The sequence below is a fragment of the Streptomyces sp. NPDC097619 genome, assembly GCF_040302735.1.
Lineage (GTDB): Bacteria > Actinomycetota > Actinomycetes > Streptomycetales > Streptomycetaceae > Streptomyces.
On sequence record NZ_JBEOSD010000002.1, the window covers coordinates 81,355 to 97,506 of the forward strand.

Annotated in this window: 14 protein-coding genes; 5 read left to right on the plus strand and 9 right to left on the minus strand. The window is 72.8% G+C overall.

The annotated features are described in order from the left end of the window. Positions 1-42: 42 nt before the first annotated feature. The 7 genes from ABTZ17_RS01000 to iolC all read right to left on the minus strand — a co-directional run bounded on the left by ABTZ17_RS01000 (position 43) and on the right by iolC (position 7,020). Entirely contained in the window at positions 43-885 is an 843-nt protein-coding gene (locus ABTZ17_RS01000; protein ID WP_352193375.1) for a helix-turn-helix domain-containing protein, read from the minus strand. Continuing rightward, entirely contained in the window at positions 875-1,381 is a 507-nt protein-coding gene (locus ABTZ17_RS01005; RefSeq protein WP_352193376.1) for a DUF6879 family protein, read from the minus strand. The genes ABTZ17_RS01000 and ABTZ17_RS01005 overlap by 11 nt, the downstream gene beginning before the upstream one ends. Further along, positions 1,365-1,577 (minus strand): hypothetical protein, encoded by a 213-nt coding sequence (locus ABTZ17_RS01010; protein ID WP_352193377.1) that lies wholly within the window; start codon positions 1,575-1,577, stop codon positions 1,365-1,367. Before ABTZ17_RS01010 ends, ABTZ17_RS01005 begins: the two co-directional genes overlap by 17 nt. A gap of 200 nt (positions 1,578-1,777) precedes the next feature. Then, complete coding sequence (locus ABTZ17_RS01015) at positions 1,778-3,277, minus strand: CoA-acylating methylmalonate-semialdehyde dehydrogenase (RefSeq protein WP_352193378.1); 1,500 nt, start codon at positions 3,275-3,277, stop codon at positions 1,778-1,780. 13 nt (positions 3,278-3,290) lie between these two features. Beyond that, positions 3,291-5,156: a 3D-(3,5/4)-trihydroxycyclohexane-1,2-dione acylhydrolase (decyclizing) gene (gene iolD / locus ABTZ17_RS01020; protein ID WP_352193379.1), complete on the minus strand. Its 1,866-nt coding sequence runs from the start codon at positions 5,154-5,156 to the stop codon at positions 3,291-3,293. Beyond that, entirely contained in the window at positions 5,153-6,109 is a 957-nt protein-coding gene (gene iolB / locus ABTZ17_RS01025) for a 5-deoxy-glucuronate isomerase (protein ID WP_352193380.1), read from the minus strand. The genes iolD and iolB overlap by 4 nt, the downstream gene beginning before the upstream one ends. Beyond that, the gene (iolC, locus tag ABTZ17_RS01030) at positions 6,100-7,020 is read right to left on the minus strand and encodes a 5-dehydro-2-deoxygluconokinase (protein WP_502994571.1); all 921 of its coding nucleotides are present in this window, start codon (positions 7,018-7,020) and stop codon (positions 6,100-6,102) included. The genes iolB and iolC overlap by 10 nt, the downstream gene beginning before the upstream one ends. Positions 7,021-7,226: 206 nt before the next feature. Here iolC and ABTZ17_RS01035 point away from each other — a divergent pair, with 206 nt between their 5' ends. From ABTZ17_RS01035 to ABTZ17_RS01045, 3 genes are all read left to right on the plus strand, one after another. Further along, the gene (locus ABTZ17_RS01035; protein ID WP_352193382.1) at positions 7,227-8,141 is read left to right on the plus strand and encodes a sugar phosphate isomerase/epimerase family protein; all 915 of its coding nucleotides are present in this window, start codon (positions 7,227-7,229) and stop codon (positions 8,139-8,141) included. A gap of 58 nt (positions 8,142-8,199) precedes the next feature. Continuing rightward, on the plus strand, positions 8,200-9,222 hold the full coding sequence (locus ABTZ17_RS01040) for a Gfo/Idh/MocA family protein (protein WP_352193383.1): 1,023 nt from the start codon (positions 8,200-8,202) through the stop codon (positions 9,220-9,222). A 660-nt stretch (positions 9,223-9,882) separates the two neighbouring features. Continuing rightward, positions 9,883-10,083 carry a helix-turn-helix transcriptional regulator gene (locus ABTZ17_RS01045; protein ID WP_352193384.1) on the plus strand — a complete coding sequence of 67 codons (201 nt, stop codon included), beginning with the start codon at positions 9,883-9,885 and terminating at the stop codon, positions 10,081-10,083. Between the two features lie 82 nt (positions 10,084-10,165). Here ABTZ17_RS01045 and ABTZ17_RS01050 read toward each other — a convergent pair whose 3' ends face one another. Beyond that, positions 10,166-11,383: a cation:proton antiporter gene (locus ABTZ17_RS01050; protein WP_352193385.1), complete on the minus strand. Its 1,218-nt coding sequence runs from the start codon at positions 11,381-11,383 to the stop codon at positions 10,166-10,168. Between the two features lie 289 nt (positions 11,384-11,672). Between ABTZ17_RS01050 and ABTZ17_RS01055 the strand changes: the two genes are divergently transcribed. Next, on the plus strand, positions 11,673-11,972 hold the full coding sequence (locus tag ABTZ17_RS01055; RefSeq protein ID WP_352193386.1) for a heavy-metal-associated domain-containing protein: 300 nt from the start codon (positions 11,673-11,675) through the stop codon (positions 11,970-11,972). Between the two features lie 99 nt (positions 11,973-12,071). Then, positions 12,072-14,366 (plus strand): heavy metal translocating P-type ATPase, encoded by a 2,295-nt coding sequence (locus tag ABTZ17_RS01060; RefSeq protein ID WP_352193387.1) that lies wholly within the window; start codon positions 12,072-12,074, stop codon positions 14,364-14,366. A 463-nt stretch (positions 14,367-14,829) separates the two neighbouring features. Here ABTZ17_RS01060 and ABTZ17_RS01065 read toward each other — a convergent pair whose 3' ends face one another. Then, complete coding sequence (locus ABTZ17_RS01065; RefSeq protein ID WP_352193388.1) at positions 14,830-16,119, minus strand: citrate synthase; 1,290 nt, start codon at positions 16,117-16,119, stop codon at positions 14,830-14,832. Positions 16,120-16,152: the final 33 nt, after the last annotated feature.

Genomic DNA, 16,152 nt, shown 5'->3' on the forward strand with positions numbered 1-16,152 from the left:
TTCCTCGGCAATCTTCGGCACTGGCGCGGAGCCACTGAAGGCCTATTCGCGTGGTCGGGTAAAAGCGATCGCCCATTCACGCAAATGCTCCCTGGCCCGCTCCCCGAAAAGGGCACGGCGTTCGAAAGCGGCGAATTCCTGGAGGTAGGCGGAAACGTCCCGGTGGTCCCGGAAGACCAGCACGCCCGTGGACGTCTCGACGGTGGCGATGCGGTCGTCGTAGACGGTGAACACGTTGAGGGGACCTGGGGCCACCTCGGGGCCGAGCGGGATCACCCCAATGCGGACGTTGGGCAGGCGCGTCAGCGAGGCCAGCCGGTCCATCTGCAGGGCCAGGGCCATCGGGGGGATCAGGGGCCAGCGGACGGCCTGCTCGGTGAGGACGAACGTGAACCGCTTCGACGCGTCGTGGAGCACCGCCTGCCGTTCGAGTTTCAGGGCGACGGTCCGGCTCTGATCTCCCGGCACGCCCGAGAGACTGGCCCGTACGTATTCAGGGGTGGCGAGCAACCCCGTGACCATCGCCGGCAGGAAGTAGCGGAATTCGGTGGACGCCTTCTCGAATCCGGCGAGTTCGTTCTGGCGCTTGTCCAGGCCGCGTCGGCGCGAAGACCAGAAGTCCTTCCATTCCGTATTGGCCATGCGGGCCATGCCCATCACTTCGCTGACGACCGACACGGGAGCGCCCAAGGCACGGCAGATCAGCTCCACGTCCACGAGGGCGGGGGTCAGCTTCCCGCTCTCGATGTTGCTGACCTTCGTCTGGGACATGTTGCAGCGCAAGGCGAGCCGGGTCTGGGTCCACCCGGCCCGCTTCCGCAGGGCCTTCAGCGCGTGCGCCAGGTCCGTCCTCGACTCGCCCAGCCGCCCGGGGTCAAAGGCCAATGCCCTTCACGTACTCCTGGAAGGGCACCGACGCGGCGACGGCGACGCGCTGGTACTCGACGAACGGGGCGGGGTCGCCCGCGTACAGCTCGCGGCCGATCTGCCTGCCGTCGGGCTCGTAGTGCATGAGGACGACCGTGGTCCGGTCGAACATCCAGAAGTCGCGGACCGCCGGCAGCGGGTTCGGCCGGTCGGTGACGTCGAGGATGCGGATGTCCTCTCCCGCCGGGGCCTGGTGGCGGTAGTACCGCTCGAACTCGAACCGGAGGTAGTCGCTCAGCGGCCGGGTGAGGACGTGCACGCGACCGACGCTGCGGGTGCGGACCATCTCGGTCCACGCGTCCTCGTACGGGCCGGGGAACCGGGCCCCGGTCCGGAAGGCCGCGAACTCCTCGGCCTCCTGCGGCACGAGGTACTGGGGCAGCGTTTCGAGCCGCCACGCCTCGGTCCGGAACGTCCGGAACTTCGCCGCCCAGTCCTCACCATCCAAGAGCACGGAACGCCTCCCTGAGCACGTCCTCGGGGATCTCCACGAGGCCCTCCCCGCTCGGCGGGGTGAAGGCCCCGGACACCTGGCCCTGGACGATGAACGAGCCGGAGGCGGTGCGGTAGAGGTTCGGGCAGTCGCCCTGTCCACATTCCCCGGTGCCGTCGCCTGTGCCGGTGAGCCTGGTCAGTTCCTCGCGCGCCACGTCGAACCCCCTTGCCGGGCAGCCCTGTCGGGCTGATGGGCATGACCGTACGAGCAGGCGTGGTCCGTCGTCCATGCGGTCCGGCGAATATGCGCGAAGTCGCATGAAACCGCTCGGGGGGAGGACGCCTGAGCCCCCGGCCGTGAGGGGGCCGGGGGCTCCGGGGGGGGCGGGGTGGGGCGGGTGGCTGCCCCGGTGGGTCAGTGGTTGCGGGGGAAGCCGAGGTCCACGCCGGAGGGGGCCTCGGAGGGGTCGGGCCAGCGGGTGGTGACGACCTTGCCGCGGGTGTAGAAGTGGACGCCGTCGTTGCCGTAGATGTGGTGGTCCCCGAAGAGGGAGTCCTTCCAGCCGCCGAAGGAGTGGTAGCCCACCGGCACGGGGATCGGGACGTTCACGCCGACCATGCCGGCCTGGATCTCCAGCTGGAAGCGGCGGGCGGCGCCGCCGTCGCGGGTGAAGATCGCGGTGCCGTTGCCGAAGGGCGAGGCGTTGATGAGGGCCACGCCCTCCTCGTAGGTGTCGGCGCGCAGCACGCACAGCACCGGGCCGAAGATCTCGTCGCGGTAGGCGTCGGAGTCGGTGCTGACGCGGTCGAGGAGGGAGAGGCCGATCCAGTGACCGTTCTCGTGGCCCTCGACGGTGTAGCCGGTGCCGTCGAGGACGACCTCGGCGCCCTGGGCGGCGGCGCCGTGGACGTACGAGGCGACCTTGTCGCGGTGGGCGGCGGTGATCAGCGGGCCCATCTCGGAGGTGGGGTCGTTGCCGGGGCCGATCTTGATCTTCTCGGCGCGCTCGCGGATCTTCTGGACCAGCTCGTCGCCGATGGCGCCGACGGCGACGACGGCGGAGATGGCCATGCAGCGCTCGCCGGCGGAGCCGTACGCGGCCGAGACGGCGGCGTCGGCGGCGGCGTCGAGGTCGGCGTCGGGCAGCACCAGCATGTGGTTCTTGGCGCCGCCGAGGGCCTGGACCCGCTTGCCGTTGGCGGAGGCGGTGGTGTGGATGTGGCGGGCGATCGGGGTGGAGCCGACGAAGGAGACAGCGGCCACGTCCGGGTGCGCGAGGAGGGCGTCCACGGCGACCTTGTCGCCGTGCAGGACGTTGAGGACGCCGTCGGGCAGTCCGGCCTCGGTGGCCAGCTCGGCCAGCTTGTTGGCAGCCGAGGGGTCCTTCTCGCTGGGCTTGAGGACGAAGGTGTTGCCGGTGGCCACGGCCAGCGGGAACATCCACATCGGCACCATGGCCGGGAAGTTGAACGGGGTGATGCCGGCGACCACGCCGAGCGGCTGGCGGATGGCGGCCACGTCCACGCGGTTCGACACGGAGGTGGACAGCTCGCCCTTGAGCTGGGTGGTGATCCCGCAGGCCAGCTCGACGATCTCCAGGCCGCGGGCGACCTCGCCGAGGGCGTCCGAGTGCACCTTGCCGTGCTCGGCGACGATCAGCTCGGCGATGGCGTCGCGGTTGGCGTCCAGCAGGGCGCGGTAGGCGAAGAGGACCTTGGTGCGGGCGGCGAGGGAGGACTGGCCCCAGCTGAGGAAGGCCTCCTTGGCCACGGCGACGGCCGCGTCGACCTCGGCCGCGGAGGCCAGGGCGACCCGGGTGGTGACCTCGCCGGTCGCCGGGTCGGTGACCGGGCCGTAGTTCCCCGACGCGCCCTCGACGGTCTTGCCACCGATCCAGTGGTTGACGGTCTTCATGGTTGCTGCTCCTTCACAGATGGCGACGTCGCGCTGCGGCTTGCCGGTCGTACTCTTCGCGCGCCTTGACGGCGGGCGCACGGGTGGCTGTCTCGGCCACGGGAACATCCCACCACGCCTGCGCGGGGGGCGGGCCCGACACTGTGTCGGGCGTTTGGGTCTGCGCGTAGACACATGTGGGCCGGTCGGAGGAACGCGCCTCGGCGAGGGCTTCTCGCAGGTCACCGACGGTGTGGGCGCGGAGGACCCGGAGGCCGAGGGAGGCCGCGTTGGCGGCGAGGTCCACGGTGGGGGCGGCGGGGAAGCGGAAGTCGGTGCCGAGGCGTTCGGCGCCGACGGTTTCGGAGAGGCCGCCGATGGAGGCGTAGCCGCTGTTGTCCACGATCACCAGTTTGAGGGGGACGCCCTCCTGCACGGCGGTGACGATTTCGGTGGGGTTCATCAGGTACGTGCCGTCTCCGACGAGGGCCCAGACGGGGCGGCCGGGGGCGGCGAGGGCGGTGCCGAGGGCGGCGGGGATCTCGTAGCCCATGCAGGAGTACCCGTATTCCACGTGGTACTGGAGCGGGGAGCGGGCCCGCCAGAGCTTGTGGAGGTCCCCGGGGAGGGAGCCGGCGGCGTTGATCAGGATGTCCTCCTCCCCCACCAGGGTGTCGAGGAGGCCGAGGAGCTGGGCCTGGGTGGGGCGGGCCGTGGGATCGGGGGCGTGGAAGGCCCGGTCGACGAGGTTCTCCCAGTGGCGCTTCGCGAGGCGGTAGCCGTCCTCGTAGGGGGCGGGGACGCGGTGTCCGTCGAGGGCTTCGCGGAGGGCGGCGAGGGATTCGCGGGCGTCCCCGACCAGGGGCAGGGCGGCGGCCTTGTGGGCGTCGTACGGGTCGAGGTTGAGGCCGAGGAAGCGGACGCCCGGCTCCTGGAAGAGGGTGTTCGAGGCGGTGGTGAAGTCGGTGAGGCGGGTGCCGGCGGCGATCACCAGGTCGGCCTCGCGGGCGAGGTCGGCGGCGGTGGCGGTGCCGGTGTGGCCGACGCCGCCGACCTCGGCGGGGTGGTCGTGGCGGAGGGCGCCCTTGCCGGCCTGGGTGACGGCCACGGGGATGCCGGTGGCCTCGGCGAAGGTGGCGAGTTCGGCTTCGGCGCCGCTGTGGCGGATGCCGCCGCCAGCGATGAGCAGGGGGCGTTCCGCGGCGCGGACGGCCGCGGCGGCGGCGCGCAGTTCGGTGCGGTCGGGGCGGGGGCGTCGGATCGTCCAGACGCGTTCGGCGAAGAACTCCTCGGGCCAGTCGTGGGCCTCGGCCTGGACGTCCTGGGGCAGGGCGAGGGTGACGGCGCCGGTGGCGACGGGGTCGGTGAGGACGCGGGCGGCCTGGAGGGCGGCGGGGACCAGGGCCTCGGGGCGGGTGATCCGGTCGAAGTAGCGGGAGACGGGGCGGAGGGTGTCGTTGACGGAGACGTCGCCGGCGGTGGGGACCTCCAGCTGCTGGAGGACGGGGTCGGCGGGGCGGGTGGCGAAGGTGTCGCCGGGGAGGAGGAGCACGGGGATGCGGTTGACGGTGGCGAGGGCGGCGCCGGTGACGAGGTTGGTGGCGCCGGGGCCGATGGAGGTGGTGACGGCGTGGGTGGAGAGCCGGCCGCTCTGGCGGGCGTAGCCCACGGCGGCGTGCACCATGGCCTGTTCGTTGCGGCCCTGGAGGAAGGGCATGCCGTGGTCGGGGTCGGGGCCGGTCTCCAGGAGGGCCTGGCCGATCCCGGCGACGTTGCCGTGGCCGAAGATCCCCCAGGTCGCGGCGATGAGGCGGGTGCGGCGGCCGTCGCGTTCGGTGTACTGGCGGGCGAGGAAGGCGATCAGGGCCTGGGCGGTGGTGAGGCGGCGGGTGCGGGTCATCGGTCGGCGTCCTCGGGGCGGGTGGGGTGCACGGTGCGGTCGGGGTGCACGGTGCGGTGGGTGGCGGGCTCGGTCCCGGCCCGTCCGGCGGCGGGCTCGGCCCCGGCCGGTCCGGTGGTGGCGGGGGCCCGGTAGAAGGGCAGCCGCGGGTCCACGGGGCGGTCGGGCCAGGTCTGCCGGATCCAGGCGTGGCCGGGGTGGTCGCGGATCAGCCAGGCCCGGTCGGGGCCGTCTCCGGCCATGACGTTGAGGTAGTACATGTCGTGGCCGGGGGCGGCGATGGAGGGGCCGTGCCAGCCGTCGGGGATGAGGACGGCGTCGCCGGTGCGGACCTCGGCGAGCAGGTCGGTCTTCCCGGCCGGGGAGGGGCTGACGCGCTGGTAGCCGAGTCCGGGGTGGTCCCCGTGCGGGGCGATCTCGTAGTAGTAGATCTCGGTGAGGGCGGTCTCCTCGCCGGGGTGCTCCTCGTCGTGCTTGTGCGGCGGGTAGGAGGACCAGTTGCCGCCGGGGGTGAGGACCTCGACGGCGATCAGGCGGTCGCAGTCGAAGACGTCGGCGGCGGCGAAGTTGTTGACCTGCCGGGAGCAGGTGCCGCTGCCGCGGAGTTCCACGGGGACCCCGGCGGCCGGGCCGTAGCGGGGCGGCAGGACGCGCTCGCAGCGGGCCCCGGCGAGGGCGTACCGGCCGCCGGTCGCGGAGCGGATCCGGGTCCGGCTGTCCCGGGGCAGGTACGCGAAGTCGGTGACGGCGCGGAACACCCCGGGGCGGCCGTGCAGCCGGAACGGGACGGGCTCCGGGGCGCCGGCGGGGAGGCAGTCGGCCTCGCAGCCGCCGCTCAGCGGCAGCAGGATCCACTCGTGGTCCCCGGCTTCGATCGTGTGGTCCTCGCCGGGGGCGAGGTCCAGGATCCGCAGCCGGGTCCGGTCGAGGACGTGTTCGGCGGTCAGCGGCACGAGAGCAGCTCCTCGATCTCGGCGGGGCGGGGCATGGCGCTGGAGCAGGCGAGGCGGGAGGCGACGATCGCGCCGGCGGCGTTGGCGTACCGGAGGGTCCGCTCCAGGGGCCAGGCGGCGAGGAGGCCGTGGCAGAGGGAGCCGCCGAAGGCGTCGCCGGCGCCGAGGCCGTTGACCACGTCCACGGGGACGGGCGGGACCTCGGTGAGGGTCCCGGCGCGGTCGAGGGCGAGGACGCCGTCCGGCCCGCGTTTGACCACGGCCAGTTCGACCCCGGCGTCGAGGAGGGCGCGGGCCGCGGCGAGGGGCTCGGTCTCACCGGTGGCGACGGCGCACTCCTCCTGGTTGCCGACGGCGACGGTGGCCAGGCGCAGGGCGCGCGCGTAGTGCGGGACGGGGTCCTCGCCCTTCTCCCAGAGGGTGGGGCGCCAGTCCAGGTCGAAGACGGTGGGGCCGGAGCGGTCGCGGGCGGCGAGGGCGTCGAGGGTGGCGGTGCGGCTGGGTTCGGCGCTGAGCCCGGTGCCGGTCATCCAGAGCAGGCCGGCGGCGCGGAGGGCGTCGAGGTCGAGGGAGTCGGTGTGGATCTCCAGGTCGGGGGCCTTGGGGAAGCGGTAGAAGTACAGCGGGAAGTGGTCGGGCGGGAAGATCTCGCAGAAGGTCACGGGGGTGGGCAGGCCGGGGACGGGGGCGGCCCAACGGTCGTCCACGCCGAAGCCGCGGAGTTCGGACCGCAGGTAGTCGCCGAAGGGGTCGGCGCCGGTGCGGGTGACGAGGGCGGTGCGGCGGCCGAGCCGGGCGGCGGCCACGGCCACGTTGGCGGGTGAACCGCCGAGGAACTTCCCGAAGGTTTCCGCCTCGGCGAGCGGAACCCCGGTCCTGAGCGGGTAGAGATCCACCCCGATCCGCCCCATCGTGATCACTTCGAACGGATCGGTGCTCACGCTCGTCCTCCCTGCGGTCGGCCGGTCTGCTCGTCGGCCTGTCGCTCTGTCTGGTTGTCGGTCCGTCTGTTCGTCGGGCCGTCTCTTCGTCGGTCCGTCTGTTCATCGGGCCGTCCGCTCGGCTGTTCATCCGTTCGTCCGGCTGTCCGTACCGGTTCGCGACCTAAGGTGGCCCCATGACCTCCTCCCCCTCCGCGTTGACCCGTATTCGGCTCGGTTCGGCCCCGGACTCCTGGGGGGTGTGGTTCCCGGAGGATCCGTTGCAGACGGGCTGGGAGCGCTTCCTCGACGAGGTGGCCGAGGCGGGGTACGAGTGGATCGAGCTGGGCCCGTACGGGTACCTGCCGACGGACCCGGTGCGACTGGCCGAGGAGACCGCGAAGCGCGGGCTGCGGGTCTCGGCGGGGACGGTCTTCACCGGACTCCACCACGGGCCCACGGTCTGGGAGGAGACCTGGGCGCACGTGTCGCGGATCGCGGAGCTGACCCGGGCCACGGGGGCCGGGCACCTGGTGGTGATCCCGTCGTTCTGGCGGGACGACAAGACCGGCGAGGTCCTGGAGGACCGGACCCTGACGGCCGCCCAGTGGTCGGACCTGGCCCGGCAGACCGAGCGGCTGGGGCGGGAGGTCCGGGACCGGTACGGGCTGGAGATCGTGGTGCACCCGCACGCGGACACCCACGTGGACACCCCGGAGAACGTGGCCCGCTTCCTGCACGCCACGGATCCGGAGTTGGTGTCGCTGTGCCTGGACACCGGGCACTACGCCTACTGCGGGGGCGACAGCGTGTCCCTGATCGAGGAGTTCGGGGAGCGGATCGGGTACCTGCACCTGAAGCAGGTGGACCCGAGGATCCTCGCGGAGGTGGTCGAGGAGGGGCTGCCGTTCGGGCCGGCGGTGGGCCGCGGGGTGATGTGCGAGCCGCCGCGCGGGGTGCCGGAGCTGGGCCCGGTACTGACGGCGGCCCAGGGCCTGGGGCGGGAGCTGTTCGCGATCGTGGAGCAGGACATGTACCCCTGCCCGCCCGAGCGGCCCCTGCCGGTGGCCCGCCGGACCCGCGCCTACCTGCGGTCCTGCGGGTTGGGCTGAGACGCCGCCCGGTACGGACCGGGCGGCGGCACGTCGAGGAGAGAGGGAGGGACGGACGATGAGCGGGACGCTGGGCATCGCCGTGATCGGTACGGGGAAGATGGGCGCCGACCACGCGCGGCGCATCGACCGGATGGTCGCCGGGGCGCGGGTCGCGGCCGTGGCGGACGTGGACGGGGAGCGGGCCAAGGAGGTGGCCGCCGGGCTCGACGGGTGCGGCGCGTACACCGACCCGGAGGCGGCGCTCGCGGCGCCGGGGGTGGACGCGGTGCTGATCGCCTCGCCCGGCCCGGCCCACGAGGAGGTGCTGCTGCACTGCCTGGAGCGGGAGCTGCCGGTGCTGTGCGAGAAGCCGATGACACCGGATCCGGCGGGTGCCCTCCGGGTCGTCGAGGCGGAGGCCCGGCTCGGCAGGCGGCTGGTCCAGGTGGGGTTCATGCGCCGGTACGACGCCGAGTACGAGCGGCTGAAGGCGCTGCTCGACGGGGCGGAGCTGGGGCGGCCGCTGTTCCTGCACTGCCGCCACCGCAACGCCGCCTCGCCCTCCTTCTTCACCTCGGAGATGCTGATCGCCGACTCGGTGGTGCACGAGGTGGACGCGGCGCGGTGGCTCCTCGGGCAGGAGGTCACGGCGGTCTCGGTCCTCACCCCGACCGCGTCGGGAGGCGCCCCCGAGGGGTTGCGGGACCCGCAGTTCGTCCTGCTGGAGACCTCCGGCGGGACCGTGGTCGACGTGGAGGTCTTCGTCAACTGCGGCTTCGGCTACCAGGTGCAGTGCGAGGCGGTCTGCGAGGCGGGCAGTGCCCGGATCGGGGACGGGCAGGCGATGGTCGTGCAGTCCGGGGGCCGCTGGGGCGGGGAGATCGTCCAGGACTTCACGGTGCGCTTCGCCGATGCCTACGACCGGCAACTGCGGCGCTGGACCGAGGCGGTGCGGGAGGGGCGGGCGACCGGGCCGAGCGCCTGGGACGGGTACGCGGCGGCGGCCGTCGCCGAGGCCGGGGTCACGGCGCTGCGGAGCGGGGTCCGCGAGAGGGTGTCCCTGGCGGAACGGCCTGGGCTGTACGGCGGACACGGCTGACGCGGCAGAGCGGCCGGGGGTGGCCGCCTGTCCGTGCCCGCGTGCACGTCACGGACGCGCTCAAACGCCGCGTGGGCTGGATGTGGCCCTGACCGTGGTCGGCCGCCGCTCACCGACGCGCTCAAACGCCGCGCGGGCTGGATGTGGCCGTGGTGGCTGAAGAGGGCCTGCCGTGCCGTCGGCGAAAAGACGACAGCGGCACATCCAGCCCCGCCGGCGTTTGAGGCGGACACGGGGGGCAGCCGAACGCGGGCAGACGACACACCGCAGCCTCCCCGGCGCACCACGCAGGAAGCAGAACTACGGACGGACCCCACCAAGCCCCGCCGGCGATTGAGGCGCACACGGCCGGTGGGTGAACGACGGCAAGGGCACCACCCAGCCCCGCCGGCGTTTGAGGCGGACGCGGTGGGCAGCCGAACGACGGTCGGGACCCCGCCCCGCCCCGCGGGCTCGTCGCAGGGGTGTCACGAGGGTCGCGGTCCGGTCACCGGTGTCCGCGTTACGCGGGTCTTCCGTCACAGGCGCATCACAGCCGGACCCGGAAGGTCACCGTCCGTCGTTCTCCGGGCACAGCCTGAGTGATCACCAGCACCCGCGCCCCGGCTCCCCCGCCGGCCTCCCGGCCGCCCCGGGGACGCGGACTTGGAGGTGCCGCAGATGACCGACCGCGCGCTCTGGTCGTACAAGGAGATCGCCGCGCACATCCGGGTGCAACCGGACACCGTCCGCTCGTACCGCAAGCATGGCCTGCTCCCGCCGCCCGATCACGTGGAGGGCGGCAAGCCGTACTGGTTCGCCGACACCGTCAGGGAGTGGGTGGCCCGCCGGCCCGGCAACCGGGGGGGCCGCAGCTCCTGAGCCGAGGACCCCTGGTCGGATCGGCCCCGCCCGGACCCGGGCGGGGCCGGCCCCCGTCACGGCGGCCACGCAGCACGAGCCGTCACCACGCCTCGGACCCCGGGGTCCGCCCCGCGGGCCGCACCGGCTCGCCGGCGGTCCGGCGGGCCCGCAGGCCGAGGAGGGGGAAGAGGAGGACGGAGACCATGCCCGCCCCGACGAGGGCGGCGGCCTCTCCGGACTTCAGGACCCCGTCCTCCACCCCGACGGTGGTGATCGCGACCACGAGCGGCAGGGCGGTGGAGCCGAAGAGGACCAGGGCGGTCCGGTCCTTGCGGCCGAGGTCGCGGGGGGCGAGGAACCAGATGGGCAGCCCCCGCACCAGCACGAAGAGCACCAGGAACAGCGGCAGCAGGGCCAGGGTCCAGCCGCCGCCGAGCAGGGCGTCGAGGTCGAACTCGATCCCGGTGACGACGAAGAAGAGCGGCACCAGGAAGCCGAATCCCATGGCCTCGACCTTGGAGAGCACGAGTTCGCTGCTCTCGGGGGCGGCCCCGTGGAGCACCAGCCGGATGATCATCCCGGCGGCGAAGGCGCCCAGCAGGATGTCCAGCCCCATGGCCTCCGCCAGCCCCAGCATCGCCACCAGCACCAGGACCACCAGCCGCACCGCGAACTGCGCGCTGCTGTGCAGGGTCTTGGCGATGACCCGGGAGAACCAGGGCGGCTTGGGGCGCAGGGCCCAGTAGACGGCGGCCGCGGTGAGCAGGCCGAAGACCAGGAGCACGATGGTGGAGCGGCCGGGGTCGCGGCCGCTGAGCAGGATGGCCATGGCGATGATCGGGCCGAACTCCCCCACCGCCCCGAAGGCCATCATCACGGTGCCGAAGCGGCTCTTGAGGTCCCCGGAGTCCCGCAGGACGGGCAGGATCGTGCCGAGGGCGGTGCTGGTCAGGGCGGTGCCGAGGTAGGCGGCCTTGGTGAGGCCGCCGTCCCGGGAGAGGAGCCAGCCGATCAGCAGGCCGATCACGAGGGCGGCCCCCCAGGCCCAGGCGGAGCGCCGCAAGGTGTCGCCGCGGACCTCGTCGAAGCGGATCTCGTAGCCGGCCAGGAAGATCAGCATGGCCAGGCCGAGCTGGGAGAGCACGTCGATGACGCCGCCGGAGCTCGCCCAGCCGAGGACGTCGGGGCCCATCACGATGCCGAGCAGGATCTCGAAGATGACCAGGGGCACGGTCACCCAGCGCGCCAGCCAGTAGGCGAGCAGGGGCGCGAGCACCGCGATCGCCATGATCAGGATGAGCGTCCCGGTATGCGTCATATCCGCCATTTACCGATGCCCCGGAAGTCCTGTCCATCCGCACGGGGCCACTCAGGGGCACCCGGCCGCACCTTCGAGCCCGGCCGTACGCGCCCCCGCCCGACGACCCCGCCCGCCCAGCCCGCCTGGTCGCCCCCGGCCGACCCCGCCCCGCCCGCCCGGACGCCACGGACGGAGGAGGCTCGCGTTATACCCCCTAGGGGTATAGTGTTGTCAGTGGCAAGGGACGGTGGAACCATCCACCCACCCCCGCCGACTCACTCCGTACGCCCCCGATGAGGAGAACGACATGAGCGCCGAGACCGACACCCAGCAGCCCGCCACCTCCTGCTGCGGCGGCGGTGGCTGCCAGGGCGGCAGCACCGAGCTGCAGGTGGGCACCGTCACCGCCGTGTACCAGGTCTCCGGCATGACCTGCGGGCACTGCGAGGGCGCGGTCACCGCCGAGCTGTCCGCCCTGCCGGGCGTCACCTCCGTGAAGGCCGTCGCCGCCACCGGCGAGGTCACCGTCATCTCCACCTCCCCGCTCGACACCGAGGCGGTCCGCGCGGCCGTGGACGAGGCGGGCTACGAGCTCGCCGGCGCCTGACCCTCCCGCGCAACCCGCGCACGCGCGTTTCCCGCCGGACCGTGCCGGCCGGCTGATACCGGTTCCCGCACGGCCCGGCCCTCCCCCTGGAGCCCGGACATGAGCAGCAGCACCGTGCACGAAGAACCCGCGACGACGGCCCCCCTCTCCGAGGTGGAGCTGAGCATCGGCGGGATGACCTGCGCCTCCTGCGCCGCCCGCATCGAGAAGAAGCTCAACCGGATGCCCGGCGTCACCGCGACGGTGAACTACGCCACCGAGAAGGCCAAGGTCGCCTACCCGGAGGGCACCGGAGTCGCCGACCTCATCGCCACCGTGGTGAAGACCGGCTACACCGCCGAGGAACCCCCGCCGCCCGCCCCGGAACCGGAGACGGTGGACGCGGAGGCCGGCGGCCCGGCCGCGGACCCGGCCGAGGAGGCCGACCCCGCCCTCGACGCCCTGCGGCAGCGCCTGCGGGTCTCGGCCCTGCTCTCCGTGCCGGTCATCCTGCTCTCGATGGTCCCGGCCCTCCAGTTCGACAACTGGCAGTGGCTCTCGCTGACCCTGGCCGCCCCCGTGGTGGTCTGGGGCGCGCGGCCTTTCCACCGGGCCGCGTGGACCAACGCCCGACACGGCGCGGCCACCATGGACACCCTGGTCTCCGTGGGCACCCTGGCCGCCTTCGGCTGGTCCCTGTGGGCCCTGTTCTTCGGCCACGCCGGGATGCCCGGCATGCGGCACGGCTTCGACCTGTCGGTCTCCCGCACCGACGGCTCCTCCGCCCTCTACCTGGAGGTCGCCGCCGGGGTCGTCACCTTCATCCTGCTCGGCCGCTACCTCGAAGCCCGCTCCAAGCGGAAGGCCGGGGCCGCCCTGAAGGCCCTGCTGCACCTGGGGGCCAAGGAGGTCACCGTGCTGGGCGGCGGCACCGAGCGCCGGATCCCGGTGTCCCGGCTCGCCGTCGGCGACCGCTTCCTCGTCCGGCCCGGCGAGAAGATCGCCACCGACGGCACCGTCACCGAGGGCGGCTCCGCCGTGGACGCCTCCATGCTGACCGGTGAATCCGTGCCCGTGGACGTGACCGTCGGCGACGCCGTCACCGGCGCCACCGTCAACACATCCGGCCGCCTGGTGGTCGAGGCCACCCGGGTCGGCGCCGACACCCAGCTGGCCCGGATGGCGAAGCTCGTCGAGGACGCCCAGAACGGCAAGGCCGAGGTGCAGCGGCTCGCCGACCGGATCTCCGGGGTGTTCGTGCCCGTGGTCCTGCTGATCGCGCTCGGCACCTGGGTGGGCTGGCTGCTCGCCACCGACGACCCCACCGCCGCCTTCACCGCCGCCGTGGCCGTCCTGATCATCGCCTGCCCCTGCGCCCTCGGCCTCGCCACCCCGACCGCCCTCATGGTCGGCACCGGCCGCGGCGCCCAGCTCGGCATCCTGATCAAGGGCCCCGAGGTCCTGGAGTCCACCCGCCGGGTGGACACCGTGGTCCTCGACAAGACCGGCACCGTCACCACCGGCCGGATGACCCTGGACGGCGTGCACCCCGCCGAGGGCGTCACCGAGCGGGAACTGCTGCGCCTGGCGGGCTCCCTGGAGCACGCCTCCGAGCACCCCGTGGCCCGCGCCGTGGCCGCCGGCGCCGCCGAACGCGCCGGGTCCCTGCCGGTGCCCGAGCACTTCGAGAACCTGGCCGGGCTCGGGGTCGCCGGGGTCGTGGACGGACACGAGGTCCTGGTGGGCCGGGAACGCCTGCTCGCGGACCGCGGGATCGAGCTGCCCGCGGCCCTCGCCGAGGCCCGGGAGGCCGCCGAGGCCGCCGGCCGGACCGCGGTCACCGTGGCCTGGGACGGCACCGCCCGCGGAGTCCTGACCGTCTCGGACGCCGTCAAGGAGACCAGCGCCGAAGCCGTGGCCCTGCTGCGCGGACTGGGACTGACCCCGGTGCTGCTCACCGGCGACAACCGGGCCGTCGCGGAGACCGTGGCCCGCGAGGTCGGCATCGACGAGGTCATCGCCGAGGTGCTGCCCCAGGACAAGGTGGCCGTGGTGGAACGACTCCAGGCCGAGGGCCGTACGGTCGCCATGGTCGGCGACGGAGTCAACGACGCGGCCGCCCTCGCCCGGGCCGACCTCGGCCTGGCCATGGGCACCGGCACCGACGCGGCCATCGAGGCCGGGGACCTCACCCTGGTCCGCGGGGACCTGCGGGTGGCGGCGGACGCGATCCGGCTCTCCCGGCGCACCCTCTCCACCATCAAGGGGAACCTCTTCTGGGCCTTCGGCTACAACGTGGCCGCCCTGCCGCTGGCCGCCGCCGGACTGCTCAATCCGATGATCGCCGGAGCGGCCATGGCCTTCTCTTCGGTGTTCGTGGTGAGCAACAGCCTCCGGTTGCGCAGGTTCCGCTGACCGGGAACCGGTGAAAGCCCGGCTGAGCGCCTTCGAGGCCGCCTCCCACGGGGGGCGGCCTCCGCATTTCCGCCACCCTTCCTTCACGAGAGACACAGATCACACGGAAGAGTGCGTAACCATCCGGGGGGCGGGCGAGTCTAATGAGGCGGTGCCAGGAACGTCTTGGGGGACGTTCGCCGGAACGCCCTGGGGAGGGCTGTCCGGCGGCACCGGCGGCCGGGGCACGTGCCGGGCGCGGAGAGCTTTGAGCGGCCCTCCCCGCGCGTACGCGTCCCGGCAGACGACCCAGCGGAGCCCGGGAGGGCTCCACGCCGACACCCGGCTCGGGTCCCGTGGGGGGAATCCGTACCGGGGAACAGGGAAGCGCCCCGTCCGTCGACCCGTGGGGGGATCGGCGGCGGGGCGCTTTTCGCTGCGGCGGGCCGCCGCCGGAGCGGCGACCCGGGAGCCGGGGCTCGGGTCAGCGGGCCTCGACGGGGACGAAGTCGCGCAGGACCTCGCCGGTGTAGATCTGGCGCGGGCGACCGATGCGGGAACCCGGCTCCTTGATCATCTCGTGCCACTGGGCGATCCAGCCGGGGAGCCGGCCGAGCGCGAAGAGCACGGTGAACATCTCGGTCGGGAAGCCCATCGCGCGGTAGATGAGGCCCGTGTAGAAGTCCACGTTGGGGTAGAGGTTGCGCTGGACGAAGTAGTCGTCGGAGAGCGCGTGCTCCTCCAGCTTCAGCGCGATGTCCAGCAGCTCGTCGGACTTGCCGAGGGCCGAGAGGACGTCGTGGGCGGCCGCCTTGATGATCTTCGCCCGGGGGTCGAAGCTCTTGTAGACGCGGTGGCCGAAGCCCATCAGGCGGACGCCGTCCTCCTTGTTCTTCACCTTGCGGATGAAGGAGTCCACGTCGCCGCCGTTGGCCTGGATGCCTTCCAGCATCTCCAGGACGGACTGGTTGGCGCCGCCGTGCAGCGGGCCCCACAGGGCGGAGATGCCGGCGGAGATCGAGGCGAACATATTCGCCTGCGAGGAGCCGACCAGGCGGACCGTGGAGGTGGAGCAGTTCTGCTCGTGGTCCGCGTGCAGGATGAGCAGCTTGTCGAGGGCCGAGACCACGACCGGGTCCAGCTCGTACTCCTGCGCCGGGACCGCGAAGGTCATGCGGAGGAAGTTCTCGACGTAGCCGAGGTCGTTGCGCGGGTAGACCACCGGGTGGCCGACCGACTTCTTGTACGCGTACGCGGCGATCGTCGGCAGCTTGGCCAGCAGACGGATCGTCGAGAGGTTGCGCTGCGTCTCGTCGAACGGGTTGTGGCTGTCCTGGTAGAAGGTGGACAGCGCGCTGACGACCGAGGACAGCATGGCCATCGGGTGGGCGTCGCGCGGGAAGCCGTCGTAGAACCGCTTGACGTCCTCGTGCAGCAGCGTGTGCTGGGTGATGTCGTTGCGGAACGCGGCGAGCTCGTCGACGGTCGGCAGCTCGCCGTTGATCAGCAGGTACGCGACCTCGATGAAGGACGAGCGCTCGGCGAGCTGCTCGATCGGGTACCCGCGGTAGCGCAGGATGCCCTGCTCGCCGTCCAGGTAGGTGATCGCGGACTTGTACGCGGCGGTGTTGCCGTAACCGCTGTCCAGGGTGACCAGGCCGGTGTTGGCCCGCAGCTTCGCGATGTCGAAGCCCTTGTCACCGACGGTGCTCTCGACCACCGGGTAGGTGTATTCACCGTCCGCGTACCGGAGTACTACAGAGTTGTCGCTCACGTCATCCCTCACCGACGTAGTGCCTCTTCTTCG